The sequence below is a fragment of the Undibacterium sp. YM2 genome, assembly GCF_009937975.1.
Taxonomy (GTDB): Bacteria; Pseudomonadota; Gammaproteobacteria; order Burkholderiales; family Burkholderiaceae_D; genus Undibacterium.
Genome location: NZ_AP018441.1, coordinates 5,288,059 through 5,309,304, shown reverse-complemented (window position 1 = coordinate 5,309,304; position 21,246 = coordinate 5,288,059). Strand labels below are relative to the sequence as shown.

19 protein-coding genes and 1 pseudogene are annotated in these 21,246 nt (G+C 51.3%); 9 read left to right on the top strand and 11 right to left on the bottom strand.

The features are described from left to right. Window positions 1-3 precede the first annotated feature (3 nt). From UNDYM_RS24320 to UNDYM_RS24290, 7 genes and pseudogenes are all read right to left on the bottom strand, one after another. Entirely contained in the window at window positions 4-990 is a 987-nt protein-coding gene (locus tag UNDYM_RS24320) for an aliphatic sulfonate ABC transporter substrate-binding protein (protein ID WP_162043422.1), read from the bottom strand. Between the two features lie 11 nt (window positions 991-1,001). After that, window positions 1,002-2,390: pseudogene (locus UNDYM_RS24315) on the bottom strand (LLM class flavin-dependent oxidoreductase). A gap of 8 nt (window positions 2,391-2,398) precedes the next feature. Further along, window positions 2,399-3,229: a MetQ/NlpA family ABC transporter substrate-binding protein gene (locus UNDYM_RS24310; protein WP_162043421.1), complete on the bottom strand. Its 831-nt coding sequence runs from the start codon at window positions 3,227-3,229 to the stop codon at window positions 2,399-2,401. A 27-nt stretch (window positions 3,230-3,256) separates the two neighbouring features. Beyond that, window positions 3,257-3,919, bottom strand: coding sequence for a methionine ABC transporter permease (locus UNDYM_RS24305; RefSeq protein WP_162043420.1), 663 nt, complete (start codon window positions 3,917-3,919; stop codon window positions 3,257-3,259). Next, window positions 3,912-4,709 carry a methionine ABC transporter ATP-binding protein gene (locus UNDYM_RS24300; protein ID WP_162043419.1) on the bottom strand — a complete coding sequence of 266 codons (798 nt, stop codon included), beginning with the start codon at window positions 4,707-4,709 and terminating at the stop codon, window positions 3,912-3,914. The genes UNDYM_RS24305 and UNDYM_RS24300 overlap by 8 nt, the downstream gene beginning before the upstream one ends. A 12-nt stretch (window positions 4,710-4,721) precedes the next feature. Further along, entirely contained in the window at window positions 4,722-5,933 is a 1,212-nt protein-coding gene (locus UNDYM_RS24295; protein ID WP_162043418.1) for an acyl-CoA dehydrogenase family protein, read from the bottom strand. Between the two features lie 151 nt (window positions 5,934-6,084). Continuing rightward, the gene (locus tag UNDYM_RS24290) at window positions 6,085-6,987 is read right to left on the bottom strand and encodes a LysR family transcriptional regulator (RefSeq protein ID WP_162043417.1); all 903 of its coding nucleotides are present in this window, start codon (window positions 6,985-6,987) and stop codon (window positions 6,085-6,087) included. 119 nt (window positions 6,988-7,106) lie between these two features. On the opposite strand from UNDYM_RS24290, the gene UNDYM_RS24285 reads away from it, so the two are divergent. The 4 genes from UNDYM_RS24285 (at window position 7,107) to UNDYM_RS24270 (ending at window position 10,937) form a co-directional block, all read left to right on the top strand. Beyond that, window positions 7,107-8,042 (top strand): DMT family transporter, encoded by a 936-nt coding sequence (locus UNDYM_RS24285; RefSeq protein WP_232063584.1) that lies wholly within the window; start codon window positions 7,107-7,109, stop codon window positions 8,040-8,042. Then, window positions 8,039-9,019 carry an aldo/keto reductase gene (locus UNDYM_RS24280; protein ID WP_162043416.1) on the top strand — a complete coding sequence of 327 codons (981 nt, stop codon included), beginning with the start codon at window positions 8,039-8,041 and terminating at the stop codon, window positions 9,017-9,019. The genes UNDYM_RS24285 and UNDYM_RS24280 overlap by 4 nt, the downstream gene beginning before the upstream one ends. Window positions 9,020-9,342: 323 nt before the next feature. Continuing rightward, on the top strand, window positions 9,343-9,825 hold the full coding sequence (locus UNDYM_RS24275) for a cyclic nucleotide-binding domain-containing protein (protein WP_162043415.1): 483 nt from the start codon (window positions 9,343-9,345) through the stop codon (window positions 9,823-9,825). Continuing rightward, window positions 9,822-10,937: an AI-2E family transporter gene (locus tag UNDYM_RS24270; RefSeq protein ID WP_162043414.1), complete on the top strand. Its 1,116-nt coding sequence runs from the start codon at window positions 9,822-9,824 to the stop codon at window positions 10,935-10,937. Before UNDYM_RS24275 ends, UNDYM_RS24270 begins: the two co-directional genes overlap by 4 nt. Window positions 10,938-10,977: 40 nt before the next feature. On the opposite strand, the gene UNDYM_RS24265 is transcribed toward UNDYM_RS24270, so the two are convergent. Beyond that, window positions 10,978-13,389, bottom strand: a complete 2,412-nt coding sequence (locus UNDYM_RS24265; protein WP_162043413.1) for a penicillin acylase family protein — start codon at window positions 13,387-13,389, stop codon at window positions 10,978-10,980. A 215-nt stretch (window positions 13,390-13,604) separates the two neighbouring features. Between UNDYM_RS24265 and UNDYM_RS24260 the strand changes: the two genes are divergently transcribed. Further along, entirely contained in the window at window positions 13,605-14,060 is a 456-nt protein-coding gene (locus UNDYM_RS24260) for a MerR family transcriptional regulator (protein WP_162043412.1), read from the top strand. Here the strand turns inward: UNDYM_RS24260 and prfH are convergent. Further along, window positions 14,057-14,689, bottom strand: coding sequence for a peptide chain release factor H (prfH, locus tag UNDYM_RS24255; protein WP_162043411.1), 633 nt, complete (start codon window positions 14,687-14,689; stop codon window positions 14,057-14,059). The two genes, UNDYM_RS24260 and prfH, sit on opposite strands and share 4 nt — an antisense overlap. After that, complete coding sequence (locus UNDYM_RS24250; protein ID WP_162043410.1) at window positions 14,610-15,881, bottom strand: RNA ligase RtcB family protein; 1,272 nt, start codon at window positions 15,879-15,881, stop codon at window positions 14,610-14,612. Before UNDYM_RS24250 ends, prfH begins: the two co-directional genes overlap by 80 nt. 483 nt (window positions 15,882-16,364) lie before the next feature. On the opposite strand from UNDYM_RS24250, the gene UNDYM_RS24245 reads away from it, so the two are divergent. The 3 genes from UNDYM_RS24245 to UNDYM_RS24235 all read left to right on the top strand — a co-directional run bounded on the left by UNDYM_RS24245 (window position 16,365) and on the right by UNDYM_RS24235 (window position 18,791). Beyond that, the gene (locus UNDYM_RS24245; RefSeq protein ID WP_162043409.1) at window positions 16,365-16,565 is read left to right on the top strand and encodes a hypothetical protein; all 201 of its coding nucleotides are present in this window, start codon (window positions 16,365-16,367) and stop codon (window positions 16,563-16,565) included. 1 nt (window position 16,566) lies between these two features. After that, window positions 16,567-17,343, top strand: coding sequence for a zeta toxin family protein (locus UNDYM_RS24240; RefSeq protein ID WP_162043408.1), 777 nt, complete (start codon window positions 16,567-16,569; stop codon window positions 17,341-17,343). Between the two features lie 248 nt (window positions 17,344-17,591). After that, window positions 17,592-18,791 carry a S9 family peptidase gene (locus UNDYM_RS24235; protein ID WP_162043407.1) on the top strand — a complete coding sequence of 400 codons (1,200 nt, stop codon included), beginning with the start codon at window positions 17,592-17,594 and terminating at the stop codon, window positions 18,789-18,791. 78 nt (window positions 18,792-18,869) lie between these two features. Here UNDYM_RS24235 and UNDYM_RS24230 read toward each other — a convergent pair whose 3' ends face one another. Then, window positions 18,870-20,063: a glycerophosphodiester phosphodiesterase gene (locus tag UNDYM_RS24230; RefSeq protein WP_162043406.1), complete on the bottom strand. Its 1,194-nt coding sequence runs from the start codon at window positions 20,061-20,063 to the stop codon at window positions 18,870-18,872. Window positions 20,064-20,249: 186 nt separating this feature from the next. Here UNDYM_RS24230 and UNDYM_RS24225 point away from each other — a divergent pair, with 186 nt between their 5' ends. Next, window positions 20,250-21,233, top strand: coding sequence for an endonuclease/exonuclease/phosphatase family protein (locus UNDYM_RS24225; RefSeq protein ID WP_162043405.1), 984 nt, complete (start codon window positions 20,250-20,252; stop codon window positions 21,231-21,233). Window positions 21,234-21,246 lie beyond the last annotated feature (13 nt).

Genomic DNA, 21,246 nt, shown 5'->3' with positions numbered 1-21,246 from the left:
GGGTTACACCGTGACCAGCTTCTGGGCAAAGCGGGTATCAACAAGATCGCGTATGGTACGGCTCAGATCAACGCCAGGTTTTACCAGACCTTCATCCTGCAGTATAGGTGCAGCGACCTGCAAGGCCTGTATATGTTCATTCGATGGAAGTGCATTGCTAAAGTCACTGCGCAATTTGATTTGCAACAAGGCAACCGGCAAACTGACCTTGGCTTCTTCGGACAAAATTTTTGCCGCCTCAGCTGGGTTGGTACGTATCCATGCCCTGGCTTTTTCATAAGCCCGCAATACGCGACTTACTTCCGCGCCGTGGTTATTCAGAAATTCTTCACGTACATTCAAAAAGCCATAAGTATTGAAAGCGACGTTACGATAAATCAGGCGTGAATTGGCCTCCAGTTCACTGGCTGCCATATGCGGGTCAAGCCCGGCCCACACATCTACCTTGCCTTGTTCAAGTGCGGCGCGGCCATCAGCATGTTGCAAGCCCACATGTTCAATGTCTGAACGTTTGAGACCTGCGGTTTTCAAGGCGCGCAGTAAAAACAGATAAGGATCAGTGCCCTTGGTCGCTGCGACCTTTTTGCCTTTCAGATCCGCCAAAGTGTTTATCGCAGAATCCTTGCGCACTACCAGCGCTGTCCATTCAGGGCGTGAAAAAATATACGGTGTCTTGATAGGGTTGCCATTGGCCTTGGCCAGCAAGGCGGCCAGTCCCGCAGTAGAACCTATATCCAGGCTATTCGCATTCAGGTATTCCAGGGCGCGGTTACTGCCTGCACTGAGTACCCATTTGATATTCGTGCCATCAGCCTTAAACTCTTCTTCCAGCCAGCCAAAGCGGCGCAACACCAGGCTGGTTGGCGAGTAATAAGCATAGTCGAGACGCAACTCCTTGAGTGCAGATGCGGCATGGACGAGCGATGGCAAGCTTGCAATGCCAGTAGTTGCAGCAACAGTAGACAGTTGTAGAAAATGGCGGCGTTTCATGGTATTCCTTTTTAAGCGGCATCAGCCAGCGGTTTGTTGATATGTGTATTTCTGCCTATGTGATTTTCTGGCAGGCGTGAACCTCGCTGGAATAACTGCTGGCGCAAAGTGCCATCGCTATAGCTGGTCTTGTAACGGCCCCGCGCCTGCAATTCCGGTACGATGAACTTCACTACATCCTTGATAGTTTCATGCGCGAGAGCGAAGCTCAGGTTGAAGCCATCAATACCGGTTTCATCCAGCCATGCTTCGAGCTGATCAGCCACTTCCCTTGCATTGCCAACAAGCACTGGCCCACGGCCACCGAGGGCGATAAATTCTGCGGCTTCGCGCACTGTCCATTTCTTGCCTGGGTCAGCAGAACTGAATGAGGCCAGTGCAGAGCGGCCCCCTTCAGATTCTATGTAATCGATAGTCGCATCCAGTGGTAACTTCGAAAAATCCACACCTGTCCAGCCAGACAATAAAGCCAGTGAAGCATCGATATCGATGTACTGGCGATATTCCTGATATTTTGCTTTTGCGGCGTCGCTGCTTTCTGCCGTAATGATCAATGCCTGTGCATAGATATACACATCGCCAGCCTCACGCCCGGCAGTTTTCAATGCTGCACGAGTATCATCAACATAGCGTTTAACCACCTGCTTGCTGGGGCCGCTGACGAAAGTGCATTCTGCATGCTGCGCTGCAAAGGCAGTGCCACGCGTGGAATTACCTGCCTGGAATAACAGCGGCGTTCTCTGCGGTGAAGGCTCGGACAAATGTATGCCGGGCACGCTTTAGTATTTTCCATGGTGATGGATGGCATGCACATGCGCGGGGTCGGTATAAATACCACGTTCCTTATCGCGCACGACAGCATGGTCATCCCAGCTTTTTTCCCATAACTTATAAACCACCTCCATGTACTCATCCGCCAGGTCATAGCGTTCATCATGGCTCAGTTGTTTTTGCAGGCCCAGGTTACGGGCTGCACTATCCAGATAGCCCGTCACGATATTCCAGCCTATGCGCCCCTGCGTCAAATGATCCAGCGTAGAGATACGGCGTGCAAAGGTATAAGGGTGTTCATAAGTCAGTGCGCAAGTCACGCCAAAGCCCAGATGTTTGGTGACGCTGGCCATCAGTGGCACCAGCGCCAATGGATCATTCAGCGGCACTTGTATCGCATGGCGCAATGCTGCATCGGTGTCACCGGCGTACACGTCATATACACCCAGCACATCTGCCAGGAAGATGGCATCAAACAAACCTTTTTCCAGCAGGCGGGCCAGCTCTGTCCAGTGATCTGCGCTGATGTAGCGATGACTATTATCCCTGGGGTGACGCCACATGCCGGGTGATTGATGACCAACAGTGTTCATCTGGAATGCATTGAAGCGGATAAGTTTTTTGCTCATACAAATATCTATTTGGCTGCGACTTCAAGTGCCTGTTGATAATCAGGCTTGGAGAAACCAGCAAAATGCTTATTCGTCACTTCCAGAAATTCTTTGGAACGATAAGCAGCTTCCAGGTCTTTTACCCAGGGCTTGCTTTTGTCATCCGTGCGGATGGCAACCAGGTTTTGATAATTAGTCGAAATTTTTTCACGCGCCAGTGCATCATTGAGTTTGAGACCAGACGCCAGAGCGAAATTGCCATTCACGAAAGAGAAATCAGTATCTTCGAGAGAGCGCGGCAGTTGTGCTGCTTCCAGCGGTATCAGCTTGATTTTCTTGATATTGTCGGCGACATCTTTTTCAGATGCACGGATAGGGTCGATATTTGCCTTCAACTTGATCCAGCCCAGTTGATCCAGCAAGACCAGCGCCCGCGCCTGGTTGGTCGGGTCATTCGGCAAGGCAACTGTCGTTCCCTCTTTGACTTCGCTCAGGGATTTATGCTTTTTGCTGTAGATGGCAATCGGCGCAGTCGGTACCTTGATCAGTTCGGACAAGGCGAGTTTATTGTCTGTCGAGAATTTCTTCAGATAGATGATGTGCTGAAAGGCATTCGCATCCAGTGAACCTTCTGCCAGTGCAAAGTTGGGTTGTATGTAGTCATTGAATTCAACGACCTTGACCTTATAACCCTGTTTTTCCAGTATGGGTTTGATACCCAGTTTGACCTGGTCAGCATAAGGGCCGGCACTGGTGCCTATTACCAGTTCTTTCGGGTCTTTGGCGAAGGCTGAGCCAGTCAACGTAGTGGCGAGTGCAAGAGCGAGTGTAGCTAGCAGGAATGGGCGACGATACATGAGAGTGTCCTTTTGAAAAATAAAGAATTAGCGTTTATCGATATGACGGGCAATGCGGTTGCCAGTGAACTGTATGATCTGCACCAGTGCTATCAGCAGGGCAACCGTGATGAACATGACATCGGTCTGGAAGCGGTAATAGCCATAGCGTATCGCCAGGTCACCTATGCCACCGCCGCCGACCACGCCTGCTACAGCAGAGTAAGACAGAAAGCTGATCGCCAATACAGTCAGTGCCAGCACCAGGCCACTGCGTGCTTCCACCAGCAAGACGCGGATGATGATTTGTAGTTCAGATGCGCCCATCGCATGCGCAGCTTCAATCACGCCGCGTGGCACTTCGCGAAAACTTTGTTCTACCAGTCGCGCGAAATAGGGGATGGCCGCAATCGACAAAGGCACGGCTGCTGCCAGCGGGCCTATTGAGGTGCCGACTATGAAACGTGTGAACGGCACCAGCGCCACCAGCAAAATAATGAAAGGGAATGAGCGTATGGTATTCACCAGCCAGCCCAGGAAAACCGCCAGCGGGCGGTTTTGCAGCGACTGGCCATCACCGACGAGGAAAAGCAGAACACCCAGCGGGCCACCTATCAACACTGCTGCACTCAGGCCTATGGCCAGCATGGTGAAAGTCTGTAGCGCTGCTGTACCCAGCTCAGGCAATAATGAAATCAGGTTTTCAAACATGGCTTAATTCCTTCCACTGTGCATTGCTGCCATTCTCCTGACCATGAAAAGCCAGCTCACGGCCCAGTGCAGTTTTTCTTAATATTCCCGTATCAGCTAATGAAAAACTCTCGGCAATTTCACCATCTTCTATGACTGCCACCTTGTTGCATATGGTGCTGAGCACCGATAACTCATGGCTGACAATGACGATAGTGACGCCGAGGCGCTGGTTGATATCGCGCAGGGTATCGAGCACTTCTCGTGTGGTTTCTGCATCCAGTGCCGAGGTGGGTTCGTCGCACAAGACCACATTGGGCTTGCTGGCCAGCGCACGGGCAATTGCCACGCGCTGTTTTTGTCCACCGGATAATTGAGCCGGATAGCTATCTGATTTGTTGGCGAGGCCAACGATATCCAAACATTCAGCAACACGCGCGGCGATTTCATGCCTGTTTTGCTTTGTGTGTATTCTCAATGGGAAGGCCACGTTTTCAAACACACTGGCGTTTTGCAAGAGATTGAATTGCTGGAAAATCATGCCTATGTTTTGTCTGGCGACGCGCAATTCTTTCTTGCCCAGTCTGGTCAGTTCCTGCCCAGCGACTATGACTGCACCGCTATCCGGACGTTCAAGCAAATTGATCAGTCGCAGCAAGGTTGATTTACCAGCGCCACTTTTGCCTATCAGGCCAAAGATATCGCCCTGTTCAATATCGAGACTGACAGATTTGACTGCATGAAAAGTCTTGCCATCCGGCAGAGCAAAAGCCTTGCTGACAGACTGTATTTGTATAAGAGGTGTGCTCACGTTTATTGCCGATCAAGAATATGCAGTAGGTTCAGGGAGGCTGCCATTCAAGACATAGCGGCCCAGGTCGCGCAATTTGTAATCGATGGGGTCATGCAGGGTATGTACCCTGACATTGCGCCAGAACCTGTCATAGCCATAGCGTGCCGAGGTGGAGCGGGCACCAGTCAGTTCAAACATTTGCGAGCTGACTTCTATGCCAGCGCGATGCGCGAGGCATTTTGCTTCTGCCACGGCAATTGCGAGTTCACCGCGTGTTTCTGCCGTGACCAGCGGCCCCTGACGAAAAGCCTTTTCCAGACTCGCTGCCGCCTGGTCTGCCAGGGCAACTGCCGGGCGTAATAGCAGCCACAGTTCGCCATAGCGATGTTGTATGAAAGGGTCATCCGTGGCTTTATCCACGCCCGCAGCAAACCATGCCCTGGCCTGTTCTTGCGTGTATTGGCGGGCCGCATCAAAGGCACCCAGGCCTATGCCCAGATACAGATTCGTCATGATGAGCTGGGCAACTTGCGAGCGCAGTGTTGCCTGCGCAGTGGGCAGTGTTGCTGGTGCTTGCAATACCAGATCAGCAGGCAGGAAGACATTTTCAAAATGCACATTGCCACTATCCGTCTGCTTTTGGCCAAAGGCATCCCAGTCGGCTTGCACCGAGATACCTTTTTGTGTTGTTGGTACTGCGGCGATCAGGGCGCTTTGAGTCTGCTCATCCCAGGCCGAGATCGTCAGCCATTCCGCTCCCACAGAGCCAGATGAAAAACTCTTGATGCCATGCAGGATATAGCCACCATCTGTCCTTGTCGCTGTAGTGCGCTTGTCCAGTGGATTGAGAGCATTACCCCAGAAAAATCTTTGTTCTACTGTCGCTGCCAGCAAGCGGCGCTGTTGCTGTGCATTGCCATACAGCTGTATGCCAGCGAGTTGCAAATGATGGAAAGCGAAGACATGGGCCAGTGCGCTGTCGGCCTTGGCCAGCAGCCGTATCACCTGAAACACCAGTGACCAGTCTGCACCCTGACCACCAAATTCTACCGGGATGGAAAGTGTCAGCAAGCCAGAGGCACGTATCCATTCACGCTCTTGCTGCGCATGCCCGCCTGCGCGGTCACGTTCAACAGCGGTGCTGGCCAGTTGATCAGCCAAAGCAGTGGCGATAGCCAGAGCGTCTTCTTGCTGGTCTGAGGTAGCGGTAGGTAGTGCGCGGCTGTGCAGAGCAAAGGGCATGATGTTCAACCTGATATTTCTAAATGATCTGAAAAATCAGTATTACATTGCTCCTTATGCGCGTACACGAACAAATCCAGCTTACCTTATGTGTTATTGGCCTATGAAAAAAACCAAGCTTGGATAGTTGAAATGTGCATGATGACTTTGCTTATGATGCCTTTGAATTTTGTGCCTGTAGCAGATAATCGATGAAGACCCTGATCTTCAAGGCCAGATGTTTACCTGGCGTATATACCGCATAAATATTGCCCGTATAAGGCGCGCAAAATTCCCAATCAGGTAAAACTACTTCTACCTGTTTTGCGGCAATGGCAGCATGTGCCGTAAAGTCCGGGACCAGGCCTATGCCACCACCAGCCAGAGTGGCAGCGAGTATGGCTGAACTATTGTTGATCGTCAGTCGTGCCGGGATTTGCACATTGCATTGTTGCTTGCCCTTTTGCATGACCCAGTGATCACCAAAGCTGCCATAACCCAGATAAATACAGCGATGTGCAGTCAACTCATCAGGCTCAGCGGGATAGCCAGACTGTTGCAGATAATCTGGGGTAGCCACCAGTACATAGCGCATTTTTCCTAGAGGCCGCGCTGCCAGACCAGGTGATAGTTCGCGAGAAATGCGTATCGCCAGATCCACGCCCTCATCGATAAGGTCCAGGGTATTGTCTATCAGCGTGAGGCGTACAGACACATCGGGATAGGCATCCAGAAAGCCCGGCAGCAAGGGGGCCAGCCAGACTTCGCCAAATACGACGGGAGCAGTCACACGTATCACGCCGCTGGGATGCTGGCTGTAAGTGCCTGCTAGCGCATGGGTTTCACGTGCTGCCTGCAAGATACGCATGCTGCCTGTCAGCACCTCATGCCCCAGCTCGGTCAGGGCAAAAGAACGCGTGGTTCTTTGCATTAATCTGCCACCCATATGCGCTTCCAGCCTGGCGACATGTCGGCTTATGGCCGAGGTATTCACACCCAGTTGCCGGGCCGCAGCCGAAAAACTGCCGCTTTCCACGACCTGGGCAAAAATCGCCATTTCATTGAGCATTTCCATTATGTATATCCTTTTATTTTTGCCATCAAGGCAATAATCATTTGTATTTTATGCGTATTGTTGAAGAGTGTCAGCTTGTCGATAATGGAGGCAACTTAAATCAGAAGCAGGCGGATACGATGAATAGCAACTCTGGTAATTCCGGGAATTCTGGAAAATGGCAAATGCTAGTGGCAATGACATTGTCCGGCACCATAGGCCTGTTCGTGCTGGCCAGCGGCCAGCCAGCGATGACGGTGGTTTTATTACGCTGCCTGATCGGCGGCCTTAGCCTGCTGGCCTTGCTGTACTGGCAAGGTGACTGGCAGAATTTGAATGCCAGCCAAGTGAAGTGGTTATTGCTGGGAGCCGCAGCGCTCATTATCAACTGGCTGTGCCTGTTTTCTGCCTACAGGCTCAGCAGCATTTCGATAGCCACGGTGGTCTACCATGTGCAACCCTTCTTCTTGCTGATCTTGCTGGCCATGACGCAAAAAGATGGGCAAATCAGGCGCAAGCTGCCTTTTTTACTACTGGCTTTTGCTGGAGTGGTATTTAGCTCGGGTCTGGATATCCGGCATGATTTGCTGCGCAGTGCTGATGGACATTTTAGTCGTGCATTGGCAGGTGCCGGGCTGGCCTTGCTGGCAGCATTGCTGTATGCCTTCGCTACCCTGGCGACGCGTAAGTTGCAAGGCATAGCCCCGGCGCAGATCGCTGGTTTGCAATTGCTGACGGGTGCCCTGGTATTGGCACCGATGGCAGATTTATCCAACTGGAGCTGGCACTGGCAAAGCTGGGGCAGTTTATTGTTGCTGGGCTTTGTCCATACCGGGCTGATGTATAAACTCATGTACTATGCTTTTCAAAAATTGCCGGCCACGAGTATTGCTAGCTTGTCCTTTATTTATCCGCTGGTGGCTTTGCTGGTCGATGTGTGGTTTTTTTCTACGGTCTTGAGTGCACTGCAATTGCTGGGCATGGCGATGATATTGATCGCCGTGCTGGCAAATCAGCGCGAGTGGAGTCTGGTTGTGTTGATGCGTACCTTGAATTTTAAAAATGGAATCAAATGATGAAAATTCGTAAACTGGGGCAACAGGGTTTGCTCGTCTCTGAGCTGGGGCTGGGATGCATGGGCATGAGCACAGCCTATGGTGCTGCCGATGAAAAGGAAAGCATAGCCACCATCCACAGGGCGCTGGAACTGGGTTTGAATTTTTTTGATACGGCAGAACAATACGGCCCTTATGCCAACGAAGCTTTGCTGGGCAAAGCCTTGCAGGGCAGGCGAAGTGAAGTCGTAATCGCCACGAAGTTTGGCTTCAAGATAGAAGACAATCAAATAACCGGCCTGAACAGCCACCCCACACATATACGTCAGGCAGTAGAAGGTTCTTTACAAAGACTGGGTACGGATTACATTGATCTTTTGTATCAGCACAGAGTTGATCCAAACATCCCGATAGAAGAAGTCATAGGCTGCATGGCTGATTTGGTACAGCAAGGCAAAGTGCGCTTCCTGGGGCTGTCAGAAGCCGGAGTAAACAACATACGCCGCGCGCATGCGGTTCACCCCATCAGTGCATTGCAGAGTGAATATTCCTTATGGGAGCGCAATCTGGAAGATCAGATTTTGCCACTCTTGCGTGAACTGGGTATAGGCCTGGTGCCGTTCAGCCCGCTGGGACGTGGATTTCTCAGCGGTAGCGCGCTACGCGCTGAAGCTTATCCAGCGACGGATTTTCGCCATCTTGATCCGCGTTTGCAGGGTGAGAATTTTGATCGCAATATGCAGGCAGCCGATCAGGTAATAGCAATTGCCAGAGCTAAAAATATCAGTCCAGCTCAATTGGCCCTGGCCTGGGTCATGCACCAGGGACAGGATATCGTCGCCATTCCAGGCACCAAACGCGTAAAGTATCTGGAAGAAAATCTGCATGCCAGCGATGTCATACTGGACAATGCGGATATGCAAGCCTTGGGCCTGGCAATGCAAACTGTAGCGGGCGAACGTTATAGCAACGAGAGAATGGCCATGGTGGACAGATGATCTGCACCAATGCTGATTCATTGAGAATCCAGATATGCTGATGAAAACCGTACTTTAATCGCCCGGTTGTTGCTTGTTCATACACACATGCATCCTGAACCCGGCCTGTATGTGTAATTGACGTCCTGCTATTCTGAGACAGACTGCAAATGTGCGGACAGTGCACGGAAAACAAATGTGAGAGTGTCTTTGCACTATTTGTGGTGCTAATATCTACGTTTTTAGTGTAACTCCTGGGTACCGCGCATGAGATTTTCATGGGCAAGGGCCGCTGGGTACAGCATAATTGTGGATTGCTCTGCTATCAATAATAAAGGACGCACATGACACTCACCTGGATAAGGCAACCTCCTGCCTCTTATCGCCTGCAACGCTTGTCAGGTATGTCATTGTTCGCCACCCTGAGTCCGCGTGAGCTGAAAATCATTGATGGCATGTTGCACGACAGGCAGTATCTTGCCAACGAAATCATCTTCGATGAGGGTGAGGAAGGGCAGGCCCTGTACATCATCCTGTCTGGTGTCGTGAGCATTAACCGCAGGCGCGAGCATGGTGATGAGTTTATTGCCAATCTGACCGAGGGCAATTTTTTCGGTGACGTAGCCTTGCTGGATAATTCTCCACGTAGCGCCCAGGCCAAGGCGGCAGAGAATTGTGAGGTCGCGGTATTTTTCCGTGCTGACTTCAGCTCTTTACTGGAAACCAATGCCGTCATTGGCTATAAAATTTCCCTGGAACTGGCGCGCCTGAACAGCCGCCGCCTGCGTGATTCCCTGGATGACCATTTGCGTAGTGAGGTCTTGTGAACCAGCGTCAATCTGGCCCCATTGTCTGGCTGTGTGTACTGGCCTCGACTTGCGCGCTGCTGTTTTTGTTGCCCAAGGTCTTGTGGCTGCTGATACCGTTCATGTTCGCGATGATACTGTATTACATCCTGGTACCTGCAGTGGCACGCCTGAGTTTGCTGGGTTTGCCGCGTGAATTGGCTGCTACACTGGTAGGTGGTATTTTTTTTATTGCACTGGCCCTGGCACTGGCCTACATCATCAATAAATTCACCTTGCGTGCAGGCTCATTGCAAGAGATGTTTACGCATTATGTCGATGGTGGCATACGTTTTGTGCATAATTCCATGCAGAGCATGGAAGAGAATTTTTCCATACTCCGCAAGGCGCATGCAAGTGAATCCGTGAATGCATGGATGGCGAGTAATACCGATAATTTTGCCCAGCAATATGTCGCCAACATCCTGGTTTCCATGGCGGGGGTATTGCCTGCGGTATTTTTGACACCTTTCCTGACTTTCTTTTTCTTGCGGGATGGCCGCAAGTTCAAGCAATTTCTGGCGCGTGCAGTACCAAATGCATTTTTTGAAGAAACCCTGTTCCTCATGCACGAGGTTGGCCAGACTGCCCGCCGCTATTTCCAGGGCTTGCTGAAGCTGACGCTGATAGACACACTTATCCTGGCCCTGGGTTTGTGGGCGATAGGCATATCAGCGCCATTCACACTGGCGCTGATATCAGCCATCCTGGCCTGGGTGCCTTTTGTTGGTTCTGTACTGGGTTGCATCATGGTAGTGCTGGTGGCTGCTACTGATGCGCCTGACACTCCCTTGCTGGCCTATGGCGCGATTGCCGTCTTCATTACGGTGCGCCTGCTTGATGATTTCATCTTCATGCCCATGACTCTGGGCCGTAGCTTGCACATGCATCCCCTTATTTCAGTGTTGATGATTTTCGTCGGTGGTGAGCTGGCCGGAATCGCCGGCCTGATGCTGGTATTGCCTATACTGGGCATCGCCATGGTGGTCGGTGAGACAGTAGGGAGTGTGGTTACCAACCCCCGCTTGCGGGCACGTCACCGCCATGCCAAAGCCTTGCGTGAGCGACAGGTCAGTTTTGATTTAAAAGACTAAGGGATAAAAAAATGGCAGCGACGAGGCTGCCATTTTTGCTTTAAGGCTTCAGGGTTTGCCTGTGTCTGGCATTGGCTTCTACCTTTGCGGGCGCAAACCACCACGGGCGGCGTTCATCTTTTGCCCACAGTTTGGCCATGTCATTCTGATGCTCCTGGAAATGCCTTTCACTGACACCACCGGCCATGGCCGCTTCTATCTTTTCATTGTCGCCAAAATCCATGATGACTTGCATAGAGGCGAAGAAGTTGGATTCGTAGGGTTTCTGGAAATCATAGACACCACGGCTGACAGTTTCGCCACTGCCCGAGCGTTCAACAGTAAAGCCACCCAGCAATTCCTGTCCTGCACCATTGCGGCGCAAGGGGCTGACAAAGCGCACGGTATGTGATTTGCCCCAGCGCCACTGCGATGTATCTTTACCTTGCAGGGCTTCGATTTCTGCACGGGCGCGTGGTGCTGCCGCGCGTATCACGTCGGCCAGGGTTTCGCGTTTGTCCTTGGTGCGTACGTCGTCAAACCAGATGGAGCCCGGCTTGGCCAGCAGGGTATCAAAACGCTGCTGCCAGAAATACCAGGTCGATAGCATGTCTTTGGCGACATCGTCACCCAGTTCATCGCTGAAAGTACCTATCACGACTTCCCTGTACAGTGCCTGATAGACCAGCGGTGCAGCAAGGGCAGCATCGTCCCTGCCATCCCAGGCCTTGAGTATGGCAGCCAGGTCTTTGTTTGCAGTATCATTTTCCAGGGTGGCAATAAGGGCAGGGCGCAGGGCATCTGACTGCAGGTTGCGGCTGTCGTGCATGAGTTTCCAGTGATCTTCTACAGTCATCTTTTGTGCCGTACCAAGTACCTGTCCTATGCGGGTATAGCGATAATTTGGTGAGACATAATTGGTGTAATACCAGGGGAAATCTTCAGGCCGGGTATCATGATTGGCGGTGCCTACCCAGGCACGTGCCGGATTAGTCATGCCGGGCATCTTGTCCTTGGGAATAAAACCAGTCCAGTCATCACTACCATCTGACGGTGGCAGGCGCGGGAAGCCGCCATCAGCGCCTGAGCGTATAGGCACCGCACCAGTAGCACGGTGAGCGATAGTTCCCTGGTCATCACCAAAGACAAAATTGAACATCATCAAATCTATCTTTTGTACCTGCTTGTCAAAGTCTGCGGCATTGGCGGCGGTCAGCATGCCTTCTATACCTATTTGCGGTGTCAGCACTTCTGCATCGGTAGAACGCAAGACCAGTACTTTGTCGCCCTTTGGGCCAAGGCCGGGATGATCGGTAATCACTGGCCCGCGTTTGGTATAGCGTATGACCAGTGCTTGTTCTCTATAGCCATTTGCGGCACTCTTGTCCTTGATACGTATGCTTTCAGTGATGACCGTGAATGGCACGCTGCGGCCACCATCCATGTAATGATCCTTATTGGCCGGGTCCAGGCTTTCCACATACAAATCCTGCACATCGCCATAGGCATTCGTGACACCAAAAGCCACATGCTTGTTACGTCCCACCATAATGCCTGGCATACCGGGTATGGCCGCACCTACCGCCTGTATCTCGGGCGTGAACAAACCTACCGGGTGCCAGGTGCCCGGCAAGATACGGTTATCCAGATGCGGGTCGTTGGCGACGATGGCTTTGCCAGATTGCGAACGCGATGGGCCAACCGCCCAGTTGTTTGAACCCAGGCCCTGATGATTCAAAGTTTCTGGTGCGATATTGAGATCACTCCAGGCCAGGTTCAATTGCGTGGATTGACTTTGTCTGGTCTGGGCCGTAGGCGCATTCTTCCATTCAGGATTGATCGTCAATGGGAAAATCTCACGTGCTTTTTCCTTACCCAGATGATCAATCAATTTTTGCGCGATGACTTCTGCCTTGAAGTTGGTAGAGTGGGTGTAATGAATGTAATGCACCAGCGCCACCAGATCAGCCACCGTCCATGCTTGCGGCACCAGGCCTACGGCCTTGAGCTCTATGGGATGTTCACCGGGATAAGACTTGATATAGGCATTGATGCCATCGACATAATGCTGGAAGAAAGCCCGTGATTCAGGGCTGAGTTTTTCTGCATGACGCTCGCCATTGCGGCGTATGCCCAGCACGCGCATGCGTATGTCGCTGGGCACGGTCTCAGCCCCCAGAATGGCCGACAATTCACCGCGCCAGGTGGCGCGGAATAATTCCATTTGCATGAGACGGTTTTGCGCAGTCACAAAACCCTGAGCGCGTAACAGGTCAGGTGTATTGCTGGCGAAAATATAGGGTATGCCCAGCTCATCGCGCAAGACTTTGACGGGGGCAGTCAAGCCGGCCAACTGCATTTCGCCATCGATTTGCGGATGGCCGGAACTGCGTAGCTTCAGATACCCGGCCGTTGCGCCCAGGGCCAGTACGATCGCCAGGCCTATGGCCGTGCGCTTCAACATTTTACTCATCTTGTCTCCATCTGGGTCAGGCTCTGGCCCGCCCATTGTTGTATTTGTCTGCCTTTTTAAGCAAGGCTCTCATCATTTCGCAAGCAGCTAGCGCAGTCAAGCAATAATCACTGCACAAGGGTTTTTGCTGCACGATGAAATTATTTAATCTTGTATCCAGCCTAAAGCCTGGACTACACTCCATAGTCAAGAAAGTTTTCAGTCTGGAGTAGTCCATGAACATTAGCCAGTTTGCGGCTGTCTGTGAAGTATCAACCGACACCGTGCGCTATTACGAGAAGCAAGGCATCATCAAGCCCGCGCCACGTCAGGGTAATGGTTATCGCAAGTATGGTGATGCCGATGTACAAACCCTGCGTTTCGTGCGAGGTGCGCAGGCGCTGGGATTTTCTCTGGCAGAAATACAGGCCATCCTGCCGCGCCTGGCAGAGGGCAAGTTTGGCCGCGCCGATATAGAGCAGCAATTAATGAACAAGATGGCACAGATAGACGCGCACATGCGTCAGTTGAAAACCCTTAAAAAAGAACTGCAGGCGACCTTTGCCTTGCTGACTTGCGAACCTGAATTACCAGTCACCACCACACAAAGCACCGCTACCGATAGTGGCAGCGGTGCCGGTGCGGCAATCGCAAAAAAGGCTTTCAAGAAACCTGTCACAAAAAGGCTTTAAGCTTTTTGTTCCTTGAAATCCATGCCTACAAACACACGTTTGGCATTTCCCCTTTCTGTATCGTGATGTTGCATGCGTCTTTCTGCCTTGCTGTCGCGTTCTTTGGCGGCATGCAAATCCGCCAGTTTGCTGCTCAGCAGTTGCGCGGCCAGACGCTTGTTGGCATGCTGGCTGCGCTCAGTCTGTACCTTGACTGAAATGCCGGTCGCAATATGGGTGGCGCGGATGGCACTGTCAGTCTTGTTGACATGCTGGCCGCCGGGGCCGGATGCACGTGTGGCTTCATAACGTATTTCACTCTCCGGCATGGTGCTGCCAGCTTGGAATACCTTGCAACCCAAAAACCAGTTCTTGCGTTTATGGCCCAGCCGGTAAGGACTATTGCATATCCATAGCAGGCTGCCTTCCCATGCCTGCGCCAGCTTTTGCACGGCATCTTCATTTTTATCGGTCGTTAATTCCAACAAGGCAGAGCGCAGGCTGCCTGCATATGGGCCATCGACTTGCTCAATGATGCGGGCCGTGACGCCCGCTTTTGCCGCTTCCTTGTTAAATAACTGCAAGGCCTTGGCAACAGCCAGGCAACACTCTGCCGGGCCGGTATTTGCGGTGATTTGTAGATACAGCATCAGCAGCACTCCCGCGTGTTTTGTAGGTCAGCAGAGGTTTGCTGCGGGCGATGACAGTGACCAGGTCTGCACCCAGCAAGCAGTCGAGCACACTATCGAGGTTTTTATAGGCTTGCGGTGCCTCTTCATAGATCAGGGCGCGGTCTGCACAAATCACGCGGCTGCCAAATTCAGTGCGGCTCAGTTGATCTGGTGTCGCCAGTTTGAACAGCCTGTCCTTGCAATCTGTGCGCTGCCATTTACGGCCCGCACCATGCGCCAGCGAATACAAACTTGCAGTGCCGTTTTCAGCTTTTGGTTGCAGTAGATAACTGTAATCACCACGTGAACCTGGCAACATTACCAGCCCCTGATCACTGGGACTCGCTCCTTTGCGGTGCAGCCACAAACTCTTGCCATCTGCTTTTACAGGTCTGACCAGGTTGTGATGCACGTCGAGAACCAGCTCCCCGTTGCAACGCAGGCGGCGCAAGATGCGTGCTGCGATCATGGCGCGGTTCAATGCAGCGTAAGCCAGTGCAGCATCGTGCTTGCGCAAGTAATCTGCCGCTGCTTCGCTCTCACTTGCGAGACCAGCGTGACTATGTGCATCGACATGTTGACGCAAAATGAATTGCCCCAGACCACGCGAGCCGCTGTGCACCAGCAATTGCACGCGTTTGGCATGCAAGTTTGCTGCGTCGTAGCAGGTTGCGTCATCGACCCTGTCAGTGATTTGCAGTTCGGCAAAATGATTACCACCACCTATGGTGCCGAGTGAACGCATTTGCAGTAAATCCAGTCCTGCTGCCAGCAAACCATCGGCGACGGCCTGTTTTTTTGCTGCCAGTTCAGGATCAAGACTGAGCAATTGCTGCCACTCATCTTCATCGACAGGCTCATCAAGATTGCCGAGCTGCTTGTCGAGTTTATCCAGCTTGACCTTGTTGATAGCCAGGTCAGTCTGGTACAGGCTCATGCCGCAACCTATGTCATTTCCAACCAGTGCAGGGTAGAAATGGTCTTGCGATAAAAATGCTGCGCCCACAGGGTAGCCACGTCCCGGGTGTAAATCAGGCAAGCCAACGACGCTTACCATATGTGTTAATTGCGCTGTGGTCTTGAGTTGCTGTATTGCACTGTCTTCAAGCCACAAGCGGTCTGAGGCGATCACGGATACGCGCTCAGACAAATGCTGAATAAAATTGCCCATGTAGGAATTCCAAATAATATTTTTAAGGAATCGGGCGCTGGTATAGACGTATCAAATCACCAGCTGATGCTGACAAGATGAAGACTAAGATGAAATGCTTGCAGATGCGTACGCTGTATTAACAGAACGATGAAATACACGCTATGAAATACGCGCTATGAAATACGCGCACTAAAATACGAGTTAATGCAGGCAGTAGAAAACCAGACCCAATGAAGGAGAGAGGTTTTGTATTAGTCGCATGTTGATCTCCTTTCAGATAGTTGGTTGAGGTGAGGGCTTGATAGTAGTTGATGGATTTTGGTTTTGGCAAGGAATTTTTTACATTTGTATTTTTGCATTTGTATCCTCGCTATGCCTTAAATCCAGCGAAAGCCAGCGCGTAACATATTGCAACTTCATTTATTCTTTCGCTACCAAGCGACTAGAATCAAAATTTGAAGTAAAGATTTTCCACTTTCTTTGCCGTCATCGGGAATAAAAATGAGCCAGCCGAATCAGGAAAACAAATTGAACGAAGATGATCTGCACGAGCTGGAACTGGACAAGAAGTTTGCAGAGCATATCAAAAAACTCAACGAGACTGAGACCATCAGTTATGTCGATGAGCAAGGTTATCTGGTCAGGCGTACTCCTGACGGTGTTATCACGCGTGTGCATGATGTAACGGTAGAAAAGTCGTAATATGAGTGAGCGCCCCATCGCCCTGTTTTATGGCGGCACGAATGGTTCGGGCAAATCCACTTTGCGCGAAATCGACTCAGGCAGCAAGATCAGCAAACATATAGACCCCGACGCCATCGCCCGCGTCATAAACCCTCAAGACCCGCGTGCTGTTGATGTCGCTGCAGGCCGTGAAGCAATACACCAGTTCAAGCAAGCGCTGGCAGCAAAGACGTCTTTTACGATGGAAACCACGCTCACCGGCAATGGCATACTAAGACGTATGGAAGAAGCCAAAGCTGCTGGCTTCCAGGTGCAATTACGTTACGTTGGGTTAAGCAGTGCCGATGTCAATGTAGAGCGGGTCGCCAACCGTGTCGCAAAGGGTGGGCATCATATTGATGAGGATGTTATCCGCAGGCGATATACAGAAAGCCAGGAAAACCTCGTCAGGGCCGTCGCAATTTGTGACAAAACCCTGATACGTGACAATTCTGGCGCGATGCCAGTCACCTACCTGAAAATTGAAAATAATCAAATTACAAAACTGACAGATAAAGAAGCACCAAACTGGATTAAAACGATAGAAAGCAAAATTTTCGCCGATATCAATGCCAGACAAACACTGGCAGCGTTGAATGGAAATAACGGTGAAGTGACGGCAAGTCAGGTGAAAGAAGCGAAAAAGACTGCAAAATCGATGGCCGGGCTCAATGTATTGTCAGCCAATGACAGCCCCTCCAGCCGTGTCATCTCCGGCACTCAGGAAGTAAGCAAAGTAGATAAACCCGGGCCCTGAACTGTACCTGATGCGATATGTGCAGAGTCGCTTATCCATCAATATGTATCAAAGCAGCTTTGTTGTCATCCGATTCTGTTCTTTGCCGTTATAGGAAGGTATGCCTGTATTTATTCCTGTGTTAGCAGTCAGGTAGAAAGCACCAAGCACCAAGCACCAAGCACCATGGGGCAGATGCTTTTCTTCATGTAATGCAATCTGGCTACCTATACTGCCTGACCACACCCTGAGCAATAAAGGGAAAGAATATGAAATCTGATTTATTAAAACGTGTATTGCCAGGCTATTTAGCCGGACTGACGGTTTGCCTGATTGCCACTGCCTGTGGCGGAGGCTCTGCCTCCAGCCCCGCGACCATTCCTGTTGTCACCACGCCAGATGTCGTCAATCCACCTGGCCCCGGGCATTTTGATACTGCCACATTTATCAAAACCATCAGCCTTGCTGATGTGACTGCTGCCTTGCCAAAAGAAGTGACAGCAGTGATCAGGCCCTTGTATGCAGTTGATACCTACAAGATTACCTATACCACGACGGATGCCAGCGGCCGCAGCGTGGTGGCCTCTGGTCTGGCGGCTATCCCGCGCAAGACTGGCAGCCTGGCCAGCCCGGTACTCAGTTACCAGCATGCAACCATCAAAACCAATGCCGAGGCACCGAGCAACCATGCCACTGCAGATGAACCGGCAGTGCTGTTTGCCTCCATGGGTTATCTGGTCAGTGCCACTGATTATGTCGGCTATGGTGTGACCAGGGGGCTGCCACATCCTTATCTGCTGGCAACACCGACTGCTCTTTCAGTGGCAGATTTTATGACGGCCACTGCACGCTGGCGGCAGACACAGTCAATTGCTGACAATGGCCAGGTGTTTTTAACCGGTTATTCAGAAGGCGCGTATGCGAGCATGGCAACCCTGCGTTACCTGACACAAAACAGGGCAGGTGCTTTGCCTGTCAGCACCTATATCGGTGCCGGGCCTTACGATGTCGTGTTGACATTGAATGCGATGCTTGATGCGGTACGCAAAGAGAACCCTATCGTCGGCGCGCTTATCAGCCCCGGTTTCTTGAAAAAACTTGGTGCGAATGACAGGGCCAATGTGCGTAATCTCTTGCTGTCGTCTGCATTGGGCAACAATAGCGATATCGTATTTGACCCTGCTTTCCTCGACAATTTCCTCAACGATGACGATGCTGCCATCATCGCGCAAAGCAATGTCAATGACTGGACGCCGCAATCACCTATCTCATTTTTCCATGGCCGTGATGACACGACCGTGCCGTATGGGAATACAGATTCCGCCTTCCAGGCCATGACCAGGCGCGGCGCAGGCACACTGCTGGACCGCATGGATTGCCCGGTCAAACCGGCAGAGCATATCCCCTGTGTACCTGCCTTCCTGATTAATGATATTACCCGCCTGGGGACTCTGGCTAAAGGACTATAAAGCCAGTCATTTGTGCGTAAAGTCATGCGTGAAGTGAAGACACTTCACGCATGAAATACAAGATGCTGATGAAATAAATCAGCGGCCTGTTTCTTTCAGATAGTCAGCACGTGCAGCAAGTGCGGTGTCGGCAAAGTCAGAGAACATGCCATCAATCCCGAGACGGAAGAATTGCAGGTATTCTGCCTTGGGGTCGCCATTGTAGTTGGCTGCAAGGCGGCGCTTTTCATTACGGAAAGTGTAAGGATGGACCAGCAGGCCAGCCTTGTGCGCATCGTTGATCAGGCTGGTTGGTGCCAGGGTAATGGCATCAGTTTCATTGATCTTGCCATCGCCATTCACATCGACCAGTTTGCCATCGGCACCTACGGTACCTTTGACGCTGACGATGTAACGCTTCCACGGGCCTATGCCATCGGCATAAGTCTTGATTTCGGCCAGACCGGCAGGCGTCACCATGTCGCTGAACAGGCGTTTGTCACCCGCCAGCGCCCAGTCATAAGGCCGGTCGTAAGGTGCGGCAAAAGTCAGTGCGCCGGTTTTCAGATCAACATCATCTGCATCGATCAATTGCACCAGCTTGACGTTCAAACCTTTCCTGCGCAATTCTTTCAGGCTGCCTGGTTCAAATGACTGCACGAAGATAGGCGCAGTTTTATCATTCCAGCCTGCCTTGGTGATGAGGTCTATCAGCTTGTCTTCCAGCGGCAAACCAAGGGCGCGGTGGTAGCTGGGGTTCTTGGTTTCGGGATAGACTGCAATCGTGCGGCCGGTTTCTTTGCTCTTGGCTTTGACCAGATCGATGATCTCCTGGAAGCTGACGATTTTATACAAGCCATTGTATTGCTGCGGACGCTCAGCATCGGTGGAGATGCCACCCAGAGTCTTGATCTCGGCAAAAGTAAAATCGCTGGCAAACCAGCCGGTTTGCGTTTCACCATCAACGTCTATGGTTTTCTTTCTGGAAGCAAATTCAGGGTGTTTATCGACATCGGTGCTGTAGGCCAGGTTAGGATCATGGCGCGCAATCAGTACACCATCCTTGGTCGAAATCAGGTCGGGTTCTATCGCATCTGCACCCAGGTCAATCGCTTTCACGTAGGCTTCATAAGTCTCTTCTGGCAAATAACCAGATGCGCCACGGTGGGCAACCACCAAAGGTTTGTCGCCATTCAGGGTAGGTAAGGGCTGCAGGCTATTGCCACCGCAGGCGCTGAGCAAGACCAGCAGGGAAGATGCCAATAAATATTCTGGAGTGCGTGTAGGTAGCATGAGCGTCTCTCGATAAAAAAGAGCGACGATATAAGTTGTGTATGACGATGTAATGACAGAGTTACAATTGTTACACTTGTCTGAAAAATATTTTTTGCCTGGTTTTGCGATGCTATGATGAGCGCCGATATGCGCATTTCCGTTCCTGGTTCCAGTTGAAATAATCCGGCTTTCAAGGGGGTAATCATGCATCATGGCAAAGTGTCTGCAGAAATTGCAGCAGGTTTATTGGTATTGAAGGACAGCATCAGGGAGGCAGAAATACCTTCCTCCAGGCTGGATGAGACGATCAATATCGCCACCTGGAATATCCGTGAATTTGGCAGGAAATCCCGCAATGAAGCATCAATCCATTACATCGCAGAAATCCTCGGCCAATTTGATCTGATCGCCATTGTTGAATTGCGCAATAATCTCGAAGACCTGGGCAAGGTCATGACTTACCTTGGTGACTCATGGCGCGTAGTGTATTCAGACTGGTCAGATGACCGCGGTGGCAATGATGAACGCACCGCTTTTCTCTATGACAGGAGGGCTGTGACACATACCGGTCTCGCCGCTGAAGTAGAGGCGCAAAGGGTAAAGGAAGGTGATGAATGGGTCACCAAAGAATCTTACTGGCGCGCACCATACTTGTGTTCATTCAGGGCCGGTAACTTTGATTTTTTGGCGCTGGCCCTGCATGCCAGATGGGGTGACAGCACCGCCGCACGCCGTGATGAATTACAGCGCTTCAGCAACTGGATCAAGCGCCGCTTTGAGAGTAAATATGTAGAAGACCATGACCTCATCGTGTTTGGCGATTTTAATACGCCGACCATCAAGGATGAGTTATTTGCGGCCCTGGTGGATTGTGGCTTGCAGATACCTAAGCCACTGGTGCAGTTAAAAGCGGGCAAGCGCAACATAGGCGGCTCTAATCTGAAGGGCAATGCGCGTTATGACCAGATACTGCATTTGCCTACCGTGCCTGAGAATTTTACCAATGCAGGCGGGGTGGTCGATTTTTTTGTCGATGAGGCCAATATCGCCAAACTATATCCAGGCAAGAATTACACATTGCAGCAATTCAGCTACCAGATGTCTGACCATTTCCCGGTCTGGATACAGATCAAGACCGACATCGAAGGTTTTCGCTTGAATCAAATTATCCAGACAAAGTCGAAGTGAGTTGCTGCAAGCT